This is a genomic window from Neorhizobium sp. USDA 3394 (assembly GCF_056280385.1).
In genome coordinates this window covers 2667774-2683408 of sequence record NZ_JBWCDU010000001.1, presented here as the reverse complement: position 1 = coordinate 2683408, position 15635 = coordinate 2667774, and the positions used below count along the sequence as shown (strand labels likewise).

The following is a 15635-nucleotide window of genomic DNA, read 5'->3' as shown; positions in this document are numbered from 1 at the left end:
TTCATCCGTCTCGAATTCCGTAAACGGAGACGAGCATGGCAGAGATCGTAGTATTGAACAGATGGCGCAGCGACAATCAGCGCCGGCCGCAGATCAGGATCGGCGAAAGCGAAAACGCCGGGCAGCTTCTGCTGTTCACCGGCGTGCGGTACGAACGTTTCGAAGACCTGGGCGACCGCAAGGCTGAGAACCACGCGGTGCGTGCCGAATAGTGTAAAAAACGGAGATCAGAACCGGCTTCGGGAGCGCCATTCGAAGGGTGCGCAGGTGGCCTGGTTCAGGAATTGCGACACGATACCCGCAAAGCTTGGTTGCGGGACGAGACTTCTTAAGGCCACATACCCCTCCTCCTCCCGTGCTTCCACCAGGATCGACTGCGAAACCGCCTGCGGCAGCGCCTTGCGCAATGCCGTCAGCTGCACAGGCGACGCGATCACCACGTCCAGCACGCCACCGGCCGACGTCCGGTCATTGATGCTGAACACCTCGTTGGACGACTGGTCGTAGACGCCGAGCGACCAGAAGGGCACGCCTCCATTGGCGGCCGTCAGCCTCACCGGTCCCTCCGAGATATCGAAGGCGCAGACCGCCGCCTCGACGAACGGATCGTCCTTGGAAAGCCCGGCACGGTCCGGCTTTTCTCCCAGCCGGTAGAAACGGTAGATCTCGCCTTCCGCCAGCACCCGCGTATAGGCGTCGCGCTCGCTGAAGTCGGGCAGCGCCAGCACGATGATCAGGTGCAGCAGCGCCGCACCGACGAGGCCGGTGATTACCGCCATCAGAACCTTCAGCGCGAAACCCCGGGTCTCGGCCTTCCGGGACGCGAAATCCCTGGACCCCAAAGCTCTGATGCCCAGGCTTCTGAACCGCAGACGTCTAAATCTCGGACTTCCGAACCCAAGGCTTCTAGACATTGCCGCACCCGGTCTTCTCGATACGCGGCATGGTGAGGTCGATCAGCCCGGAACTGCCGGCCGTCGGCGTGTCGAACAGCGTCAGCGTCAGGCGGAACACGCCGGGCGCAGAGACCGCCAGCCAGTTGCCCGGCTTGGCAGTTGCGGAAATCGCGATGTCGAAACCGCCGTCGCTGCCGCTGTTGCGCAGCACGATGCGGGAATTGAGCGCGGTCGGCAGGTCCGACTGCGCCGAGGGCGGGGCGGCCCCGGGGGCCGCGGCAAACAGCGTCCAGAAACGGGCCGGCGGCGTGTGGCCGGTGAGGCGATAGGAGCAGTTTCCGGTCAGCCGCTCCCCGGCCTGGTCGGTCGAAGCGATGAAGGTGAGGCCCTCGGCGCTTGCGTAGATGAGCTTGCCGGCACTGGCCCGGTGCGATTTCGCGTAAGGATCCGCCTGCGCGGTCTGCGCATCGGGAAAGGCTTCCCACGAGCCGAGCTTGATCGCACCGAACCCGATCGTGGCATCCAGTGCCGCGAGCGTGGACCATATCCCGCCGCCGAAGGCGATGGTGAGCGCGATCGCTATGAGGAAGGGAACACGGAACACGGGTTTGCTTTGGCCCTCGGACAGCTGTGCCAGAGGGTTAGCATTGATTCTGGTGCGAAGGAATGGGTGAGCTGTGTCTTTCCGGCACGCTCGCCTCATGGCTTCCGGCGTGGAGCGAATCGCTTCCCGTGTCTCCTCGGAGAAAAGCCGGCCGCCCTTCCTCCCAGCCCCGCCGGATCGACGGCGAGAGGTCCGCTGCCTGTGCCGGGATCGGTCATCGAAGGCCTTTGCGTGCCATTCCCACACAGGTTCGATCTGAGGGTTAACCCTTTGATAAGATTGTTTCGAGCGGTTCCTGTGACTAAAAACCGCCCATGCCTTGCCCGGTTCATTCCTTGATTACCGTGTCTGCGACGACGTTCCGGAGCAGAGACGATGAGAACATGGATGATGGCAACCGGTGCATTGATAGCCGTGGCTGCGGGATTTTCGGGGGCCTATTACCGCCTGAAACCGGCGCCGGGGCCTTCGACCCCGAAGGACATTTCCCTCGACTTCATGACGCTGACCGAAAGCCAGCCGACGGAGGCGCGCCGCGCCATCGTCGATGGTATCGAGATCTGCCTTCCCCAGCCGGCGCGGGAAGGCTGGACGAGCCCGCCGGTCAAGAACCTCGCGGTCGACAGCTATATCCGCTTTTTCGAGCTGATGGGGCAGGAGGTAGGGCAGGCCGAACGCAGCGCCGAATTCCGTGCCTGGCTTTCGCAGTCAGGCGGCGGCCTGTCGGAGCGGGACCGGATCGCCTTCGGCAAGCTGACTGAGGGCGGCCTGCACGAAGGGGTGACCGCGCTCTGCATCGCCGCGACCGTGCGCGGCAAACTCGGAAGCCAGGGGTTCAGGGGTTTCTGGAACTGACGGCCGTTGCCTCGGCGACCGATCCCGTCGTGGTCTTGTCGGCCACCTTGGCGGTGGCAGGTCCGAGCGGCCGGGCCTCCTTCAGCCTTCCGGCGATCTGCCGCAGCAGGCGGGTGGATTCGGCTGACAGGGAACGCGGACGGATGAGCGCCTGAAATCCGGTATCGGTGGTGCCATCCTTCTTCTTGGCGACGGCGTTGCCCTTGTGGTCGCCGGTCGGCAGCGGGTTGTCGATGCCGGGAATGGCGCGCAACTCGATGCCCTGGTGGGCATAGTCCATCACCGTCTTGAAGGTAGCGGCCGGCAGCGAACCGCCGGTCATGTTGTCCATCGAGGTGAAGTCGTCGTTCCCGAACCAGACGGCGGTCGTGTAATTGCCGGTAAAGCCGATGAACCAGGCGTCGCGATAGCTCTGCGAGGTGCCGGTCTTGCCGGCCGTGACGATGCCGCCGTCGAGCGCGGCCCTGCGGGCGGTGCCGATCACCGGGATCTGCGACAGGATGCGGTTCATCGACGATGTCGCCTGCTCGGAGAGCACGCGCTTGGCCGGCGGTTCGTCGCGGTTGAAGTCGTAGAGCACGTCGCCGCCGTAGCCGAGAACCTGTTCGATGCCGTGGCGGCGCGATTCCATGCCGCCGGCCGGCATCACGGCGTAGCCGGTCGCCTGGTCGAGCACCGTCATTTCCGAAGTGCCGAGCGGGATGGTCTTGTCCTTCCTGAGCGGCGTTTCGACGCCGAAGGCCTTGGCGGTCTTCACGATCACGTCGGTGCCCAGATAGTCCTTGGCGAGCCTGACCGGCACGGTATTGAGCGACTGCGCCATGGCCGACAGCAGCGTCACCTTGCCCTTGTAGGAGCGCGCGTAGTTCTGTGGCGACCAGCCGTTCCAGGTGATAGGCGCGTCTGAAATCGTCGATTCCGGCTTGAAGCCGTTCTCCATGGCCGCCGAATAGGTATAGAGCTTGAAGGACGAACCCGGCTGGCGCAGCGCCTTGGCGGCGCGGTTGAACTGGCTTTCGCCGTAGTCGCGGCCACCGACCATGGCGCGCACGGCCCCGCCGTTCTCGATCATCACCAGGGCGCCCTGCTTGACCTTGAAGCTGTCGCCATATTCGCGAAGGCTCGATTCCACCGCCGATTCCGAGGCCTGCTGCAGGCCCATGTCGATCGTCGTGCGCACCACGACCGAATGTTCGTGGAGCTTGCCGGCCGAGGCCAGCCGCTGCACTTCGTCGAAGGCCCAGTCGAGGAAATAGTCCGGCGCCTTGACGTCGGCGCGGTCGACGACGGTCGCCGGGCTGCGGCGGGCGGCAATCACCTGGCCTTCGGTCATCAGCCCGCTCTGCACGAGGTTGGAAAGCACTTCGTTGGCGCGGGCGCGGGCAGCGGGAAGGTTGACATGCGGCGCATATTTGGCCGGCGCCTTGAACAGGCCGGCGAGCATGGCGCTCTCGGCCAGGTTCACTTCCGTGATGTTCTTGCCGAAATAGAATTGTGCCGCCGCCGCCGCCCCGAACGTGCCGCCGCCCATATAGGCGCGGTCGAGATAGAGCGACAGGATCTCCTTCTTGGAGAGGTTGGCTTCCAGCCACAGCGACAGGAAGGCTTCCTTGATCTTGCGTTCGATCGACCGTTCGTTGGTAAGGAACAGGTTCTTGGCAAGCTGCTGGGTGAGTGTCGAGCCGCCCTGCACGACGCCGCCGGCCTTGGCGTTTTCGCTCATGGCGCGGGCAAGGCCGAAGAAGTCGATGCCGAAATGGTCGAAGAAGCGGCGGTCCTCGGTCGCCAGCACCGCCTTGATCAGGTGGTCCGGCAATTCGTCGATCGGCACGGAGTCTTCGTGGATGATGCCGCGATGGCCGATGACGCTGCCGTAGCGGTCGAGAAAGGTGACGGCGAAATCGCCCCGGTTGCGCCAGTCCTCGTGGGTTTCCTCGAAAGCCGGCTGGGCGAGCGCCAGGAGCACCACGAAACCCGCCGTGCCCAAGGTCATTGCTTCGCCGGCGAGTTCGAAGCCGACGCGTTTCCAGCCGCGGACGCGAAAACGGCGGAAGAAGATGGTGATTTCTTCCCAGATTTCGCCGAGCCGGAAACCGAGGTTCCAGATGGTCGAATCGATCCAGGAATCGATGCGCAGCAGAAGGTGGCGCTTGCTGCGCGGCCGGTCGTCTGATGACTTTGGCTCGTCCTGCACCTTCGGAATTCCCCCGCCCTTTCGATGAGATGTGCTTGACGCGGTCCCTTCAAGGGATCAAGAGCTCTAGCCTCTCACCGTTAATCAGGTTTAGCTGACAAATGGTTGATGCGCGATATCAAAATCGCAACAGGTAAAATGCAGATATCGGGTTTTGTTCCGAACTGCCGCAAATGTGATATCCATATGACCGACGAACCTTTCTGGAAAACCAAACAGCTCGACCAGCTGACCCAAAATGAATGGGAAAGCCTGTGCGACGGTTGCGGCCTCTGTTGTCTCAACAAGCTTGAGGACTGGGATTCCGGCGACGTCGTCTTCACCTCCGTCGCCTGCCGCCTGCTCGACGGGGAGACCTGTCGCTGCAAGGACTACCAGCACCGCCAGGCGACCGTGCCGGACTGTATCCAGCTCACCCCGACCACGGTCAACGAGATCGCCTGGCTGCCGCCGACCTGCGGCTATCGCCTCGTCCGCGACGGCGAGGACCTCTACTGGTGGCATCCGCTGGTATCGGGCGATCCCGATACCGTGCACCAGGCCGGCATCTCCGCGCGCGGCCGCACGGTCAGCGAAAACGAGGTCGACGTGGAAGATTTCGAGGACTACGTGGTCGACTGGCCGCTGACCGTGGGCGAGGAACGCTGAGGACGCGCCGTCACTTCACTGCGACCACGACCTTCCCCTTGGCGCGGCCCTTTTCGACGTAGTCCAGCGCCTCGCTGGTCTGCTCGAACGGGAAGACACGGTCCATCACCGGGCGGATGTGGCCCGCCTCGATCAGCGAGGTGATCTTTGCGAGCTGGCCGCCGTTCGCCGTCATGAAGAGGAACGAATAGTCGACCTTCCGGCGTCCCGCTTTTCTCCTGATGCCGAAGCTCAGCAGGCGCATGACCTGTTGAAGCAGCCAGCCGGAACCGTTCTGCCGGGCGAAATCCGGATCGGGCGGGCCCGAAATGGAGATCAGCTTGCCGCCCGGCTTCAATACGTTCAAGGATTTCTCCAGCGTATCCTTGCCCAGGCTGTTCAGCACGACATCATAGCCCTGCAGCACCTTCTCGAAATCATCTTTCTTGTAGTCGACCACGACGTCTGCCCCGAGACTTTTCACAAGGGCGACATTGGCGGTGCTGGTGGTCGTCGCCACATGGGCCCCGAGATGCTTGGCGAGCTGGATCGCGATGGTGCCGACCCCGCCCGACCCGGCATGGATCAGAACCTTCTGCCCCTTCTGCAGGTTGGCCCGCTCGACAAGGACCTGCCATGCCGTCAGGGCGACAAGCGGAATGGACGCGGCCTCGACCATGGTGAGATTGCCGGGCTTTCTCGCCACATCGGCCTCGTCCATGGCGATATATTCGGCAAACGTGCCGATGCGATCCTGGGCCGGGCGTGCATAGACCTCGTCTCCCGGCTTGAAGTGCCGGACATTGGCCCCGACCCGGACGACGACGCCAGCCACATCATTGCCGAGCACAAGTGGAAGGCGGTAGGGCAGGATAAGCTTGAACTCTCCGTCCCTGATCTTGTTGTCCAGGGCGTTCACGCCGGCCGCATGAACCTCGACCATGACGTCGTTGTCGCGCAATGCCGGCTCGGGTATTTCGCCAAGCCGCAGGGCGCCGCCTTTGCGATAGCGATCGATCAGGAATGATTTCATCAGACTAACTTCCGTTTCCGTGGCGGCCGGCATCGCCGGCGGGCTTGCGATGAATGCTCAGACGGGAAGCCTGTTGAACTTCCGAAGGTTCTTGTCGACGATGGTTTCGGGCAGGAAGCGACGTACGAGGCGGATCTGTCCTGCCATTTTTCCGGCAGTGTAGCGCCGTTTGGGCAATGGCGCATTGGCGGCCTTTACGACGGCTTCGGCGACCACTTCCGGCGCATCTCCCTTCGCGACGATTTCGCGCATCAGCCGTTCCGCGTCGGCGCGGACCGCGTCATAGACGGAAAGCGGCCGGTCAGCGCGCGTCAGGTTCTCTTCGAAGGCGGTGCGGGTTACGCCGGGCTCGACAAGCACGACGCGGATGCCCTGGGTCCGCACTTCATGGTCGAGAGATTCCGAATACCCTTCGACGGCGTGCTTGGTCGATGCATAAAGGGCGTTGAAAGGAGCGGGGATCAGCCCGAGTATCGAACTCAGGTTGACAATGCGGCCCCGCTGATTGGCCCTCATCATCGGCAGGACGGCATTCGTCATCCGAATGATGCCGAACACGTTCACCTCGAAAATGGCCTTCGCCTGCTCGGTCGTGGATTCCTCGGCGCCGCCAAGCAGCCCGATCCCGGCATTGTTGACGAGAAGATCGATCCGCCCTGCGCGGCGCAGGACCTCGTCGACGGCATTTTGGACGGATGCGTCGTCGGTCACGTCGCAGATCAGCATCGTCACCCCGTCGGCCGTGTCCGGCATCGGCTTCCGGCTGGTGCCGAAGACCTGGTAGCCATCCCGCCGCAGCGCCTGTGCCGTCACCCGTCCTATTCCTGAGGAGGCACCCGTCACCAGGGCGACGCCACGTTTTTTCTTGCTCATCGGTTCCGCTTTCATTTTGCGATGGAACATTGTTGAGCGATCAGTTACTATCAAATCAGTACTAAGTCACTACTAAAAAGATATCGACATGAAAAATCTTTCTGACCAGCCCTGCCTGATCGCCCGGAGCCTAGCGCTTGTGGGGGACGCGTGGAGCATGCTGATCATGCGCGACGCCCATGCAGGGCTGACCCGCTTCGACGAGTTTCGCAAGAGCCTCGGCATTGCGCCGACCATGCTGACGGGACGGCTTTCAGGCCTGACGGAGGACGGGCTTTTGGAAAAACGCCGCTATTCCGAGCGTCCGCCACGGGACGAATATGTGCTGACGGAAGCCGGCCGCGACTTTCTGCCGGTTCTGTTTGCGATCGGCGCGTGGGGACGCAAGCATCGCGGTGGTGGCAAGGTGACCCGGTTCCTGGACGCCGAGACCGGAACGGAGATCGATCCCGTCACCATCGACCGTGTTAGCGGCGCTCCGATCGGAACGCGTCCTATCCGGATCTCCGCGCCCGAATGAGCCGCAACTTCGGTTGAAAACCCGGTCCTGAGTCCCGTTGCCGGTGGCTGTCCCTCGGGGCTAAACCGGCGAGCAAGGAACAGGCGGGAAGCGCCTCGAAGCACAGGTTTATTACCTGTCAATGACATAAGTTAAAGCGAGCTACGCGAGTTTTTCAGGTAATTCTACCAGTATGCCCGGGCGTGCGGAAACGCTAAGACTACGGTGACATTCAAGATTCATTCCGAATTCATTCGATGGCACCTAGATGAATGCAGAAGGCACGCTGGCAGACCGCCTCTACGAGGCAGCTCTGGTTCCTGAGCTTTGGACGGAAACTTGCGAGAGGATAGCGTTGGAGGCGGGGTCCAGCACGGCTTCGATCTTCACCATCGACGGCAGCGGCAATCATCGCTACGTCACCACTCCCAATATCGCCGACGCCTTTGCCGAGTTCGTCAGGAGCGAGCACAGGTTCAACAATGTCCGGCCCGCGCGCGGAATGGAGCGCTTCCCTTTCTCCTTCGCCAGGGAAGTCGACATCATGAGCGGCCAGGAATTCGAGGACGACCCGATCCGCCGCGATTTCCTGCTGCCCCACGGCATGGAGTGGGAGGCAGGCTGGGCCTTTCAGGAGCCGACCGGCCATGTCGTGGTCATCAGCATGATGCGCGCCAAGGGCATGACGCATTTCTCCGATGAACAGCTGGCGCACCTCAATCTGTTGAAGCCGCATCTCGCCCGGGCGGCCTACATCTCGTCGCGGCTGGCCTTCAACGAGGCGCGCTCGATGACCGAAACGCTGTCCATGCTGGGACTGCCGGCGGCAGTCATCGGCGACGGCGGCCAGATCATCGCCATGAATCCGGAAATGGAGGGCTTGAGCCCGCGCATCCGCACCGGTGCCGGCGACCGGCTGGTGCTGGAAGGGGCGGGCGCCGCCGCCCTGCTGGACGAGGCGATCGAACGCTACAAGGCGCAGTCTTCACCGACCGTGCAGTCGCTGCCGATGGCGGCGCGCGACGGCATTCCGCCGCTGATCCTGCATCTTCTGCCGGTCCGCCGCGCCGCCCGCGACATCTTTTCCCGTTCGATGGCGGTGCTCGCCGTCACCCAGGTGGGGCAGGTCGGCCCGCCGGACATGCGGGTGCTCTGCGGCCTCTTCGACCTCACCCCCGCGGAAGCCCGCGTGGCGCGCGGTATCGCGCTTGCCCAGACGCCGGAAATGATCGCCACCTCCCTCGGCATCTCGCTCGAAACCGTGCGCTCGCACCTGAAGAAGATCATGCTGAAGACCGGCACCACCCGCCAGGCGGAGCTGGTCCTGCTGCTGTCGGGGCTGAATGCGCCGAGCTTCGGCGGTGGCCCCAAGGATCTCTGACGCCTTTTCCAGCGTCCCATCGTCCGGAAGACCGGCCCGCCCCGAGAGCGATCGGGCCATCCCGCGGACGCCGCCCGAGAATTGCGATTTCACCCCTTGACCTTCCCATGATGGGAAGCTCCACATAGGGTGGGAAAGTGAGGTCCGTCGCATGAACCAGGCCGTCAAACCGATCCACAAAGCCGAGCCCTTCACCGTTCCCGTCGAGGGCATGACCTGTGCGTCCTGCGTGCGCCGCGTCGAGACCGCCGCGGCCAAAGTGCCGGGCATCGACAGGAGCGCCGTCAACTTCGCCACCAAGAAACTGACGGTGGAATCGGCCGAAGGCTTTTCGCCGGAGGAACTGACGAAGGCGATCAGGAAGGTCGGTTACGAGATCCCGCCCGGCGCCATGGACCATGCGATGCGTGAGGCGGGCATGATGCCGCCCGTGGCGCCGACGGCGCAGGCGGGGCACGAACACCACCACGAGCATCACCCCGGGCATTCCGCGCCAGGGGCCCACGACCGGATGGACCACGCCGCCATGGGCCACGACCAGGCGGGGCATGCCGGCGGGCATGACCACATGCACATGCACAAGGGCGAGGAGGGCGTGCTGAAGCGCGACCTGGCGATCGCCTTCGTGCTCACCCTGCCGCTGTTCGTCCTGGAAATGGCAAGCCACGCCTACGATCCGTTCCATCACTGGCTGATGGGCGTGATCGAGACGCAGAACCTTTATTACGCCTATTTCGCGCTGGCGACGGTGGTGGTCTTCGGCCCGGGTTTCCGGTTCCTGAGGATCGGCCTGCCGGCGCTTTTCCGCGGCGCGCCGGAGATGAATTCGCTGGTCGCGGTCGGGGTGCTGGCGGCCTACGGTTATTCGCTGGTGACGACATTTGCCCCGGATCTACTGCCGGAGAGCGCCCGTTTCGTCTATTATGAAGCCGCCACCGTGATCGTCACGCTGATCCTGTTCGGCCGGCTGCTCGAGGCGCGCGCCACCGGCCGCACCGGCGAGGCGATCGAAAAACTCAGCCGGCTGCAGGCCAAGACCGCCCGCGTCGAACGTGACGGCAAGGTGCTGGATATCCCCACCGAACAGGTGGTCGCCGGCGACGTGCTGGTGATCCGGCCGGGCGAGCGCATTCCGGTCGATGGCACCGTGATCGACGGTTCCTCGAATGTCGACGAATCGATGATTTCGGGCGAACCGCTTCCGGTCGCAAAGGCGGCCGGCGCCACGGTGGTCGGCGGTACGATCAACAAGACCGGTGCCTTCCGGTTCCGGGCCGACAAGGTCGGCCGCGACACGATGCTGGCGCAGATCATCCGCATGGTCGAACAGGCTCAGGGGTCGAAACTGCCGATCCAGGGGCTGGTCGATCGGGTGACCGCCTGGTTCGTGCCGGCGGTGATTGCGCTGGCCGCGCTGACCTTCGCCGTCTGGTTTTTCGTCGGCCCCGAGCCGGCGCTCGCCCATGCTCTGGTCAATGCGGTCGCCGTGCTGATCATCGCCTGCCCCTGCGCCATGGGACTTGCCGTGCCGACCTCGATCGTCGTCGGCGGCGGCCGCGCGGCGGAGCTTGGCGTGCTGTTCCGCAAGGGCGAGGCGCTGCAGGAATTGCGCAATGTCCAGATCGTCGTCGTCGACAAGACCGGCACCGTCACCAAGGGCCGGCCGGAACTGACCGATCTGGTGACGGCTGAAGGTTTTGCCGAAGACGAGGTGCTGGCGCTGGTCGCAAGCGTCGAGGCGCAGTCCGAACATCCGATTGCCGAAGCGATCGTCAAGGCGGCCGAAGCCAAGGGCCTGGTCGTGCCGAAGGCGGAAAAGTTCGCCTCGGTGACCGGTTATGGCATCGAGGCGGAGGTGGGTGGCCGCAGGGTTTCGGTCGGCGCCGACCGTTTCATGGAAAAGCTTGGCCTTTCGGTCGAGGCTTTTGCCGAGGCCGCCGCCCGGCTTGGCGATGAAGGCAAGACGCCGCTTTATGCAGCGGTGGACGGCAAGCTGGCGGCGGCCATCGCCGTCGCCGACCCGTTGAAGCCGTCGAGCCGTGAGGCGATCAGGGCGCTGCAGGCCATGGGTGTCGAAGTGGCCATGGTGACCGGCGACAACCGCCGCACCGCCGAAGCCATCGGCCGTCAGGTCGGCATCAGGCAAGTCGTCGCCGAGGTTCTGCCGGAAGGCAAGGTGGCGGCGATCCACGACATGCGGGCGGGTGGCCGTAAGCTGGCCTTTGTCGGCGACGGCATCAACGACGCGCCGGCGCTTGCCGAAGCCGATATCGGCATCGCCATCGGCACCGGCACGGATGTGGCGATCGAAAGCGCCGATGTGGTTCTGGTCGGCGGCGAACTTTCGGGCACGGTTTCGGCGATCGCCATGAGCCGCGCGACGATGACCAATATCAAGCAGAACCTGTTCTGGGCCTTCGGTTACAACGTGGCGCTGGTACCGGTCGCGGCCGGCGTGCTTTACCCGGCCTTCGGCTGGCTGCTGTCGCCGATGATCGCCGCCGGCGCCATGGCGCTGTCGAGCGTCTTCGTGCTCGGCAACGCGCTCAGGCTGAAGACAGTGAAAGTGGGAGAAACGATATGAATATCGGCGAAGCCTCCAGCGCGTCGGGCGTATCGGCCAAGATGATCCGCTATTACGAGGAGATCGGACTGATCCGCCCGATGGGCCGCAGCGGCAACAATTACAGGGTCTATGGCGAGGAGGAGGTGCATATCCTGCGCTTCATCAAGCGCGCCCGCAATCTCGGCTTTTCGCTGGAGGAAACCGAGACGCTGCTGAAGCTCTGGCAGGACAAGGACCGCGAAAGCTCGGCCGTCAAGGACGTCGCGACCGCCCATATCGGCGATCTCGAACGGCGCATCGCCGAGATGCAGGGCATGGTGAAAACGCTGAAACACCTCGCCCATTGCTGCGGCGGCGACAACCGCCCCAACTGCCCGATCCTCGACGACCTGGCGGGGAATGGGGTGGTGGGGGATCGGGCTGCGGGGAAGAAGATGCATGCCTGAAGGTCTCGCGATGGGAATCGCCCCTCATCCGCCTGCCGGCACCTTCTCCCCGCACGCGGGGAGAAGGACATATGCCGCGCCGGCTTCCCTGACATCGAGGCAGTACGCGTATTTCTTCTGTTCGTTATCTCGGAGGGGGCGGTGAGCATGCCGCTTGTGCCCTTCTCCCCGTCAAGACGGGGAGAAGGTGCCGGCAGGCGGATGAGGGGCAATTCCCACGCGTCTGACATGCATCCAGCACACTTGACCTTCCCTCCATGGGAAGGTGCACAACGAAAACATCGAACAAGGAGATTCCGATGACTGCGATTTTCACCGTGCCGGACATGACCTGCGGCCATTGCGAAAAGACCGTGCGCGGCGCGCTGGCGGAAGCCCTGCCGGGCGCGGCGGTGGCGATCGATCTCGCCGCCAAGAAAGTGACGATCGAAGGGGATGCGGTGAAGGCCGAAGAGGCGATCCGCGAGGCGGGGTATTCGCCGGAGCGGGCGGCGGTCTGAAGTGAGATTCCCTGGCCGATCGCGCGCATGGCGTTGAAAACCTTCGCGCAACCATCGCAGATCAGCGCGGCAAGGACCTCAATTCAACACCTGCAGGAGAAGTGATGGTGAGCTAAGGAAACCGCCGGCGACAAGGCCGACAAATCCAAGCGCGAGCGCGCCGCCAAGTCCGTGGTTCTGCCAGCCGAAATAGGCCCCAACGGCGGTCGCCATGGACATGATCAAAACGGTCCAGACGATCTCCAACAGCCAGAGCAGCCTTCCAGCAAGTCTTTGTTTTTCCTGCTCCATGTCCAAGATCAACTTTCGCGAGTACCTTCTTCCCCCGATGTAAGATCGGGCTTCTCCTTTCGCCAGGGGTAGTGTCCGGTCCTGACCGCAACTGAGGGGAATTGATGTGCGCAGAGCCATTCTATCGCTGCTGGTCGTCATTGCCATAAGCACGCTTGGTCAGGCTCAGATGCAGGAAAGCCCTAAGCGTAGCGACTATCCGTTCCAGTGCGGAGCAATCTTTGTGATCCTGGCCAAGGCATACGGCCAATCGGGCGAAACAGCCCGGGCTGTCGGGTATAAATCGAAATTCGATGATCTGTCGCGACGAGCTGAATCCGAGTTTGAGAAGCTCGGCCGAACAAAGGAGGAGGCCCGTGGCTACATGCAGGAGCATGTCACCGCGCTGTCTCTTCTGGCCGAAAAGGATGCGAGCCTCGTCGCCAATTTCGCCCGGCGCTGCAACGAGCTTTTTCCGAGCTAAGCCTCGCCGGGCAGGTCCTTCGCTTCCGACAACAATTTCTCAAAAGAACAGCAGACGCAGTTCATCACCTTCAAGGTGCTGACACGCCCCTGAGGACGCCGGCCGTCCGCCGAGATTCGGCTCCACCTTTCACAAGGTGGAGCAATGGGACCGGTCTGAAACGACGGCTTAGAACTTCACGCCGATGCCGACGTTGATCACGTGCTGCTTGAAGTCGAAATCGGCGCCTGCGAGGCTGCCGTTGCCGAAGTCGTTGTAGCGGTATTCGAGGCGGCCGAAGACATTGTCGGTGAAGGCGTAATCGACGCCGGCGCCGACCGTCCAGCCGTTGAGCATGTCGTCGTCGTCAAAACCGCCGCCGTCGATATGGGCGGTGGTGGCCGTCCAGCCGGCTGCCGCGAAGATCAACGCGCGGTCCATGGCATAACCGACGCGTCCGCGAACCGAACCGGAGAACCCGGTGTCGATGTCGATGCCGCCGGCATAGCTGTTCTCGTTCCAGTCGTAGTTGACGTCGCCTTCGATACCGGCCACGAAACCGCTGGAGAACTGCCAGTTATAACCGACGAAGCCGCCAAGCCTCCAGCCGTCGAAATCGTCCGAACCACCGCCGGGGGCATCACCGTCACCCCAGGCATAACCGGTGTGAGCACCGATATAGGGGCCGTTCCAGGAAAACACGACCGGCATTTCGACGGCCTGCGGGGCCTGCGGTATCTGTTCGACGGCGTCGGCTGCATAAGCAACGGAAGAGGCGGTCATGGCGGCCGACGCTGCAAAAATGAAAAGAGCCTTCATGGATATTTCCTCCGATTGTTGGTGAAAACGCAAATAGTGCGATTTGCTTGGAAAGCTGTAGCTAAAATACAACATCGCAAGAAATCTGCAATTACGCCTTAAGATGCTGAAAAAGCGTAGTTTTAATTTTTGGCTTTCCCCTTGACCTCAATCATGGTTGAGGTTGTAGCGTGCCCCGGACTGAAAAACCGGGCAAGGGGCAGGGCGTGTTGCAGGATGTGAATGTGGGCTGGTCGAGGCTTCTCAAAGGCCGCGAAGGGGCGATGCTGGGGCTGATCTCGGCGGGGATCGGGCTGCATGCCTTCAACCAGTTCGCCATCGTCGCGGCGCTCCCGCCGGCGGCGAAGGAGATCGGCGGCACCGGTTATTTCAGCTGGGCCTATACGCTCTATTTCCTCGGCTCGATCGCCGGCGGTACCGGGGCTGCGGCGATGCGCGACCGTTTCGGCGCACGCTTCATTCTCGTCCTTTCGGCACTGATCTTTGCGGCCGGCGGGCTGCTGGCGCTATCGGCGCCGGCCTTTTCCTGGATCATGGCCGGGCGGCTGCTGCAGGGTATTGCGGACGGTCTGATCGTGGCGATCTGCTACAGCCTCATCCCCGCCAACTTTCCCTCCGCGCTGATCGCCAAGGTGTTTGCGGTGGAGGCGATCGTCTGGGCGGTGGCGGCGATTGCCGGGCCGCTGGCGGGCGGGCTTCTGACCGAAGCCTATTCCTGGCGGGCGTCTTTCCTGGCCGTCTCGCCCTTCGTGGCTCTGCTGGCCGTCTTTGCGCTGACTGCGAAGGTGAGAGTGACCGAGGCGGCGCCGGTGCCGCTCTCCGTCGCCACCATCTCGCTCTGCCTGGCCGCTTCTTTCGTCCTCTCGCTGTCGTCGGTGGTGAGCGGCGGGGCGATGCAGGCCGTGGCGGTGGTCGCGGGCGCGGGGCTTTTCCTGCCGGCGCTGAAGCTCGACGGTCGGATCGGGCCAAGACTGTTTCCGGAAGGCGCCTTCCGGCTGGGTTCGGTGCTGGGGCACGGGTTCTGGGTGCTATTCCTGATGTCGGCGAGCCATTCGGTCGGCAGCGTTTATCTGGCGCTGATGATCGACGCCGTCTTCGGTTTCCGGCCGGCGGTGGTCGGTTATCTGGTGGTGACCATGGCGCTCGCCTGGAGTGCGGTCGCGGTGGTCGCGAGCAGGATTACCGCGCTGGCTCCGAGGCATCGGTGGATGCGCGCAGGCGCATTGTTTCAACTGGTTGGGTTCCTCTGCCTCGCGACTGCGTTCGCGAGCGGCTCGCTGGTGCTGCTGCTCGCGGGCCAGGTGGCGATCGGAACGGGTTTCGGCGTCGCCTGGGCAAGCGTCAACCAGGCGGCGATGGAAGCGGCAGCAAGGCAGGAGCGCGATCTCGCAAGTGCCTTGCTGCCGACGATTTCGACCGCCGGTTACGCGATCGGCGCGGGAGTTGCCGGGATGATCGCTAGCGCGACCGGGCTGGTTTCGGCGCTGGAAAACGGCGAGGCCGGCGGGCCGGCGCTGTGGCTCTACGGGACTGCGGCCGCCGGTGCGCTGCTGACCTTCCTCCTCGGTTTCGGGGTGCGGCTGGCCAAGCCTTGAGTGGCGCAACAAAA

At 63.4% G+C, this 15635-nt stretch carries 17 protein-coding genes; 10 read left to right on the top strand and 7 right to left on the bottom strand.

Features of this window, described 5'->3' with window-relative positions; translation table 11 throughout:
• The first annotated feature begins 35 nt into the window (after positions 1 to 35).
• Complete coding sequence (locus tag ACZ9EJ_RS13095) at positions 36 to 212, top strand: hypothetical protein (protein ID WP_251091071.1); 177 nt, start codon at positions 36 to 38, stop codon at positions 210 to 212.
• A gap of 15 nt (positions 213 to 227) precedes the next feature.
• Here the strand turns inward: ACZ9EJ_RS13095 and ACZ9EJ_RS13090 are convergent, their stop codons facing one another.
• Both ACZ9EJ_RS13090 and ACZ9EJ_RS13085 read right to left on the bottom strand, forming a co-directional pair.
• Positions 228 to 779, bottom strand: a complete 552-nt coding sequence (locus tag ACZ9EJ_RS13090; protein WP_046630051.1) for a DUF1254 domain-containing protein — start codon at positions 777 to 779, stop codon at positions 228 to 230.
• A 127-nt stretch (positions 780 to 906) separates the two neighbouring features.
• Positions 907 to 1500: a DUF1214 domain-containing protein gene (locus ACZ9EJ_RS13085; protein WP_046629826.1), complete on the bottom strand. Its 594-nt coding sequence runs from the start codon at positions 1498 to 1500 to the stop codon at positions 907 to 909.
• A gap of 375 nt (positions 1501 to 1875) precedes the next feature.
• On the opposite strand from ACZ9EJ_RS13085, the gene ACZ9EJ_RS13080 reads away from it, so the two are divergent.
• Positions 1876 to 2355, top strand: coding sequence for a hypothetical protein (locus ACZ9EJ_RS13080; protein WP_255737245.1), 480 nt, complete (start codon positions 1876 to 1878; stop codon positions 2353 to 2355).
• Here the strand turns inward: ACZ9EJ_RS13080 and ACZ9EJ_RS13075 are convergent.
• The gene (locus ACZ9EJ_RS13075) at positions 2336 to 4549 is read right to left on the bottom strand and encodes a transglycosylase domain-containing protein (RefSeq protein WP_046642335.1); all 2214 of its coding nucleotides are present in this window, start codon (positions 4547 to 4549) and stop codon (positions 2336 to 2338) included. The genes ACZ9EJ_RS13080 and ACZ9EJ_RS13075 overlap by 20 nt on opposite strands.
• Positions 4550 to 4735: 186 nt before the next feature.
• Between ACZ9EJ_RS13075 and ACZ9EJ_RS13070 the strand changes: the two genes are divergently transcribed.
• Positions 4736 to 5197 carry a YcgN family cysteine cluster protein gene (locus ACZ9EJ_RS13070; protein ID WP_046630053.1) on the top strand — a complete coding sequence of 154 codons (462 nt, stop codon included), beginning with the start codon at positions 4736 to 4738 and terminating at the stop codon, positions 5195 to 5197.
• 10 nt (positions 5198 to 5207) lie between these two features.
• Here ACZ9EJ_RS13070 and ACZ9EJ_RS13065 read toward each other — a convergent pair whose 3' ends face one another.
• Positions 5208 to 6209: an NADP-dependent oxidoreductase gene (locus ACZ9EJ_RS13065; RefSeq protein WP_046642336.1), complete on the bottom strand. Its 1002-nt coding sequence runs from the start codon at positions 6207 to 6209 to the stop codon at positions 5208 to 5210.
• 57 nt (positions 6210 to 6266) lie between these two features.
• On the bottom strand, positions 6267 to 7082 hold the full coding sequence (locus ACZ9EJ_RS13060) for an oxidoreductase (RefSeq protein ID WP_046630054.1): 816 nt from the start codon (positions 7080 to 7082) through the stop codon (positions 6267 to 6269).
• 88 nt (positions 7083 to 7170) lie between these two features.
• On the opposite strand from ACZ9EJ_RS13060, the gene ACZ9EJ_RS13055 reads away from it, so the two are divergent.
• The 5 genes from ACZ9EJ_RS13055 (at position 7171) to ACZ9EJ_RS13035 (ending at position 12474) form a co-directional block, all read left to right on the top strand.
• Positions 7171 to 7602 (top strand): winged helix-turn-helix transcriptional regulator, encoded by a 432-nt coding sequence (locus tag ACZ9EJ_RS13055; protein WP_046642337.1) that lies wholly within the window; start codon positions 7171 to 7173, stop codon positions 7600 to 7602.
• A 247-nt stretch (positions 7603 to 7849) separates the two neighbouring features.
• The gene (locus ACZ9EJ_RS13050; protein WP_080955854.1) at positions 7850 to 8962 is read left to right on the top strand and encodes a helix-turn-helix transcriptional regulator; all 1113 of its coding nucleotides are present in this window, start codon (positions 7850 to 7852) and stop codon (positions 8960 to 8962) included.
• Positions 8963 to 9113: 151 nt separating this feature from the next.
• A complete protein-coding gene (locus ACZ9EJ_RS13045) occupies positions 9114 to 11546 on the top strand; it encodes a heavy metal translocating P-type ATPase (protein WP_046642338.1) in 2433 nt (810 codons plus the stop codon).
• The gene (gene cueR / locus ACZ9EJ_RS13040) at positions 11543 to 11974 is read left to right on the top strand and encodes a Cu(I)-responsive transcriptional regulator (RefSeq protein ID WP_046642339.1); all 432 of its coding nucleotides are present in this window, start codon (positions 11543 to 11545) and stop codon (positions 11972 to 11974) included. Before ACZ9EJ_RS13045 ends, cueR begins: the two co-directional genes overlap by 4 nt.
• 299 nt (positions 11975 to 12273) lie before the next feature.
• Positions 12274 to 12474, top strand: a complete 201-nt coding sequence (locus ACZ9EJ_RS13035; protein WP_046642340.1) for a heavy-metal-associated domain-containing protein — start codon at positions 12274 to 12276, stop codon at positions 12472 to 12474.
• A 78-nt stretch (positions 12475 to 12552) separates the two neighbouring features.
• Here ACZ9EJ_RS13035 and ACZ9EJ_RS13030 read toward each other — a convergent pair whose 3' ends face one another.
• A complete protein-coding gene (locus tag ACZ9EJ_RS13030; RefSeq protein WP_046642341.1) occupies positions 12553 to 12765 on the bottom strand; it encodes a hypothetical protein in 213 nt (70 codons plus the stop codon).
• A 106-nt stretch (positions 12766 to 12871) separates the two neighbouring features.
• On the opposite strand from ACZ9EJ_RS13030, the gene ACZ9EJ_RS13025 reads away from it, so the two are divergent.
• On the top strand, positions 12872 to 13228 hold the full coding sequence (locus ACZ9EJ_RS13025) for a hypothetical protein (RefSeq protein ID WP_046642342.1): 357 nt from the start codon (positions 12872 to 12874) through the stop codon (positions 13226 to 13228).
• Positions 13229 to 13396: 168 nt separating this feature from the next.
• On the opposite strand, the gene ACZ9EJ_RS13020 is transcribed toward ACZ9EJ_RS13025, so the two are convergent.
• Positions 13397 to 14026, bottom strand: coding sequence for an outer membrane protein (locus ACZ9EJ_RS13020; RefSeq protein ID WP_046629834.1), 630 nt, complete (start codon positions 14024 to 14026; stop codon positions 13397 to 13399).
• 170 nt (positions 14027 to 14196) lie between these two features.
• Here ACZ9EJ_RS13020 and ACZ9EJ_RS13015 point away from each other — a divergent pair, with 170 nt between their 5' ends.
• Complete coding sequence (locus tag ACZ9EJ_RS13015; RefSeq protein ID WP_251091070.1) at positions 14197 to 15621, top strand: MFS transporter; 1425 nt, start codon at positions 14197 to 14199, stop codon at positions 15619 to 15621.
• Positions 15622 to 15635 lie beyond the last annotated feature (14 nt).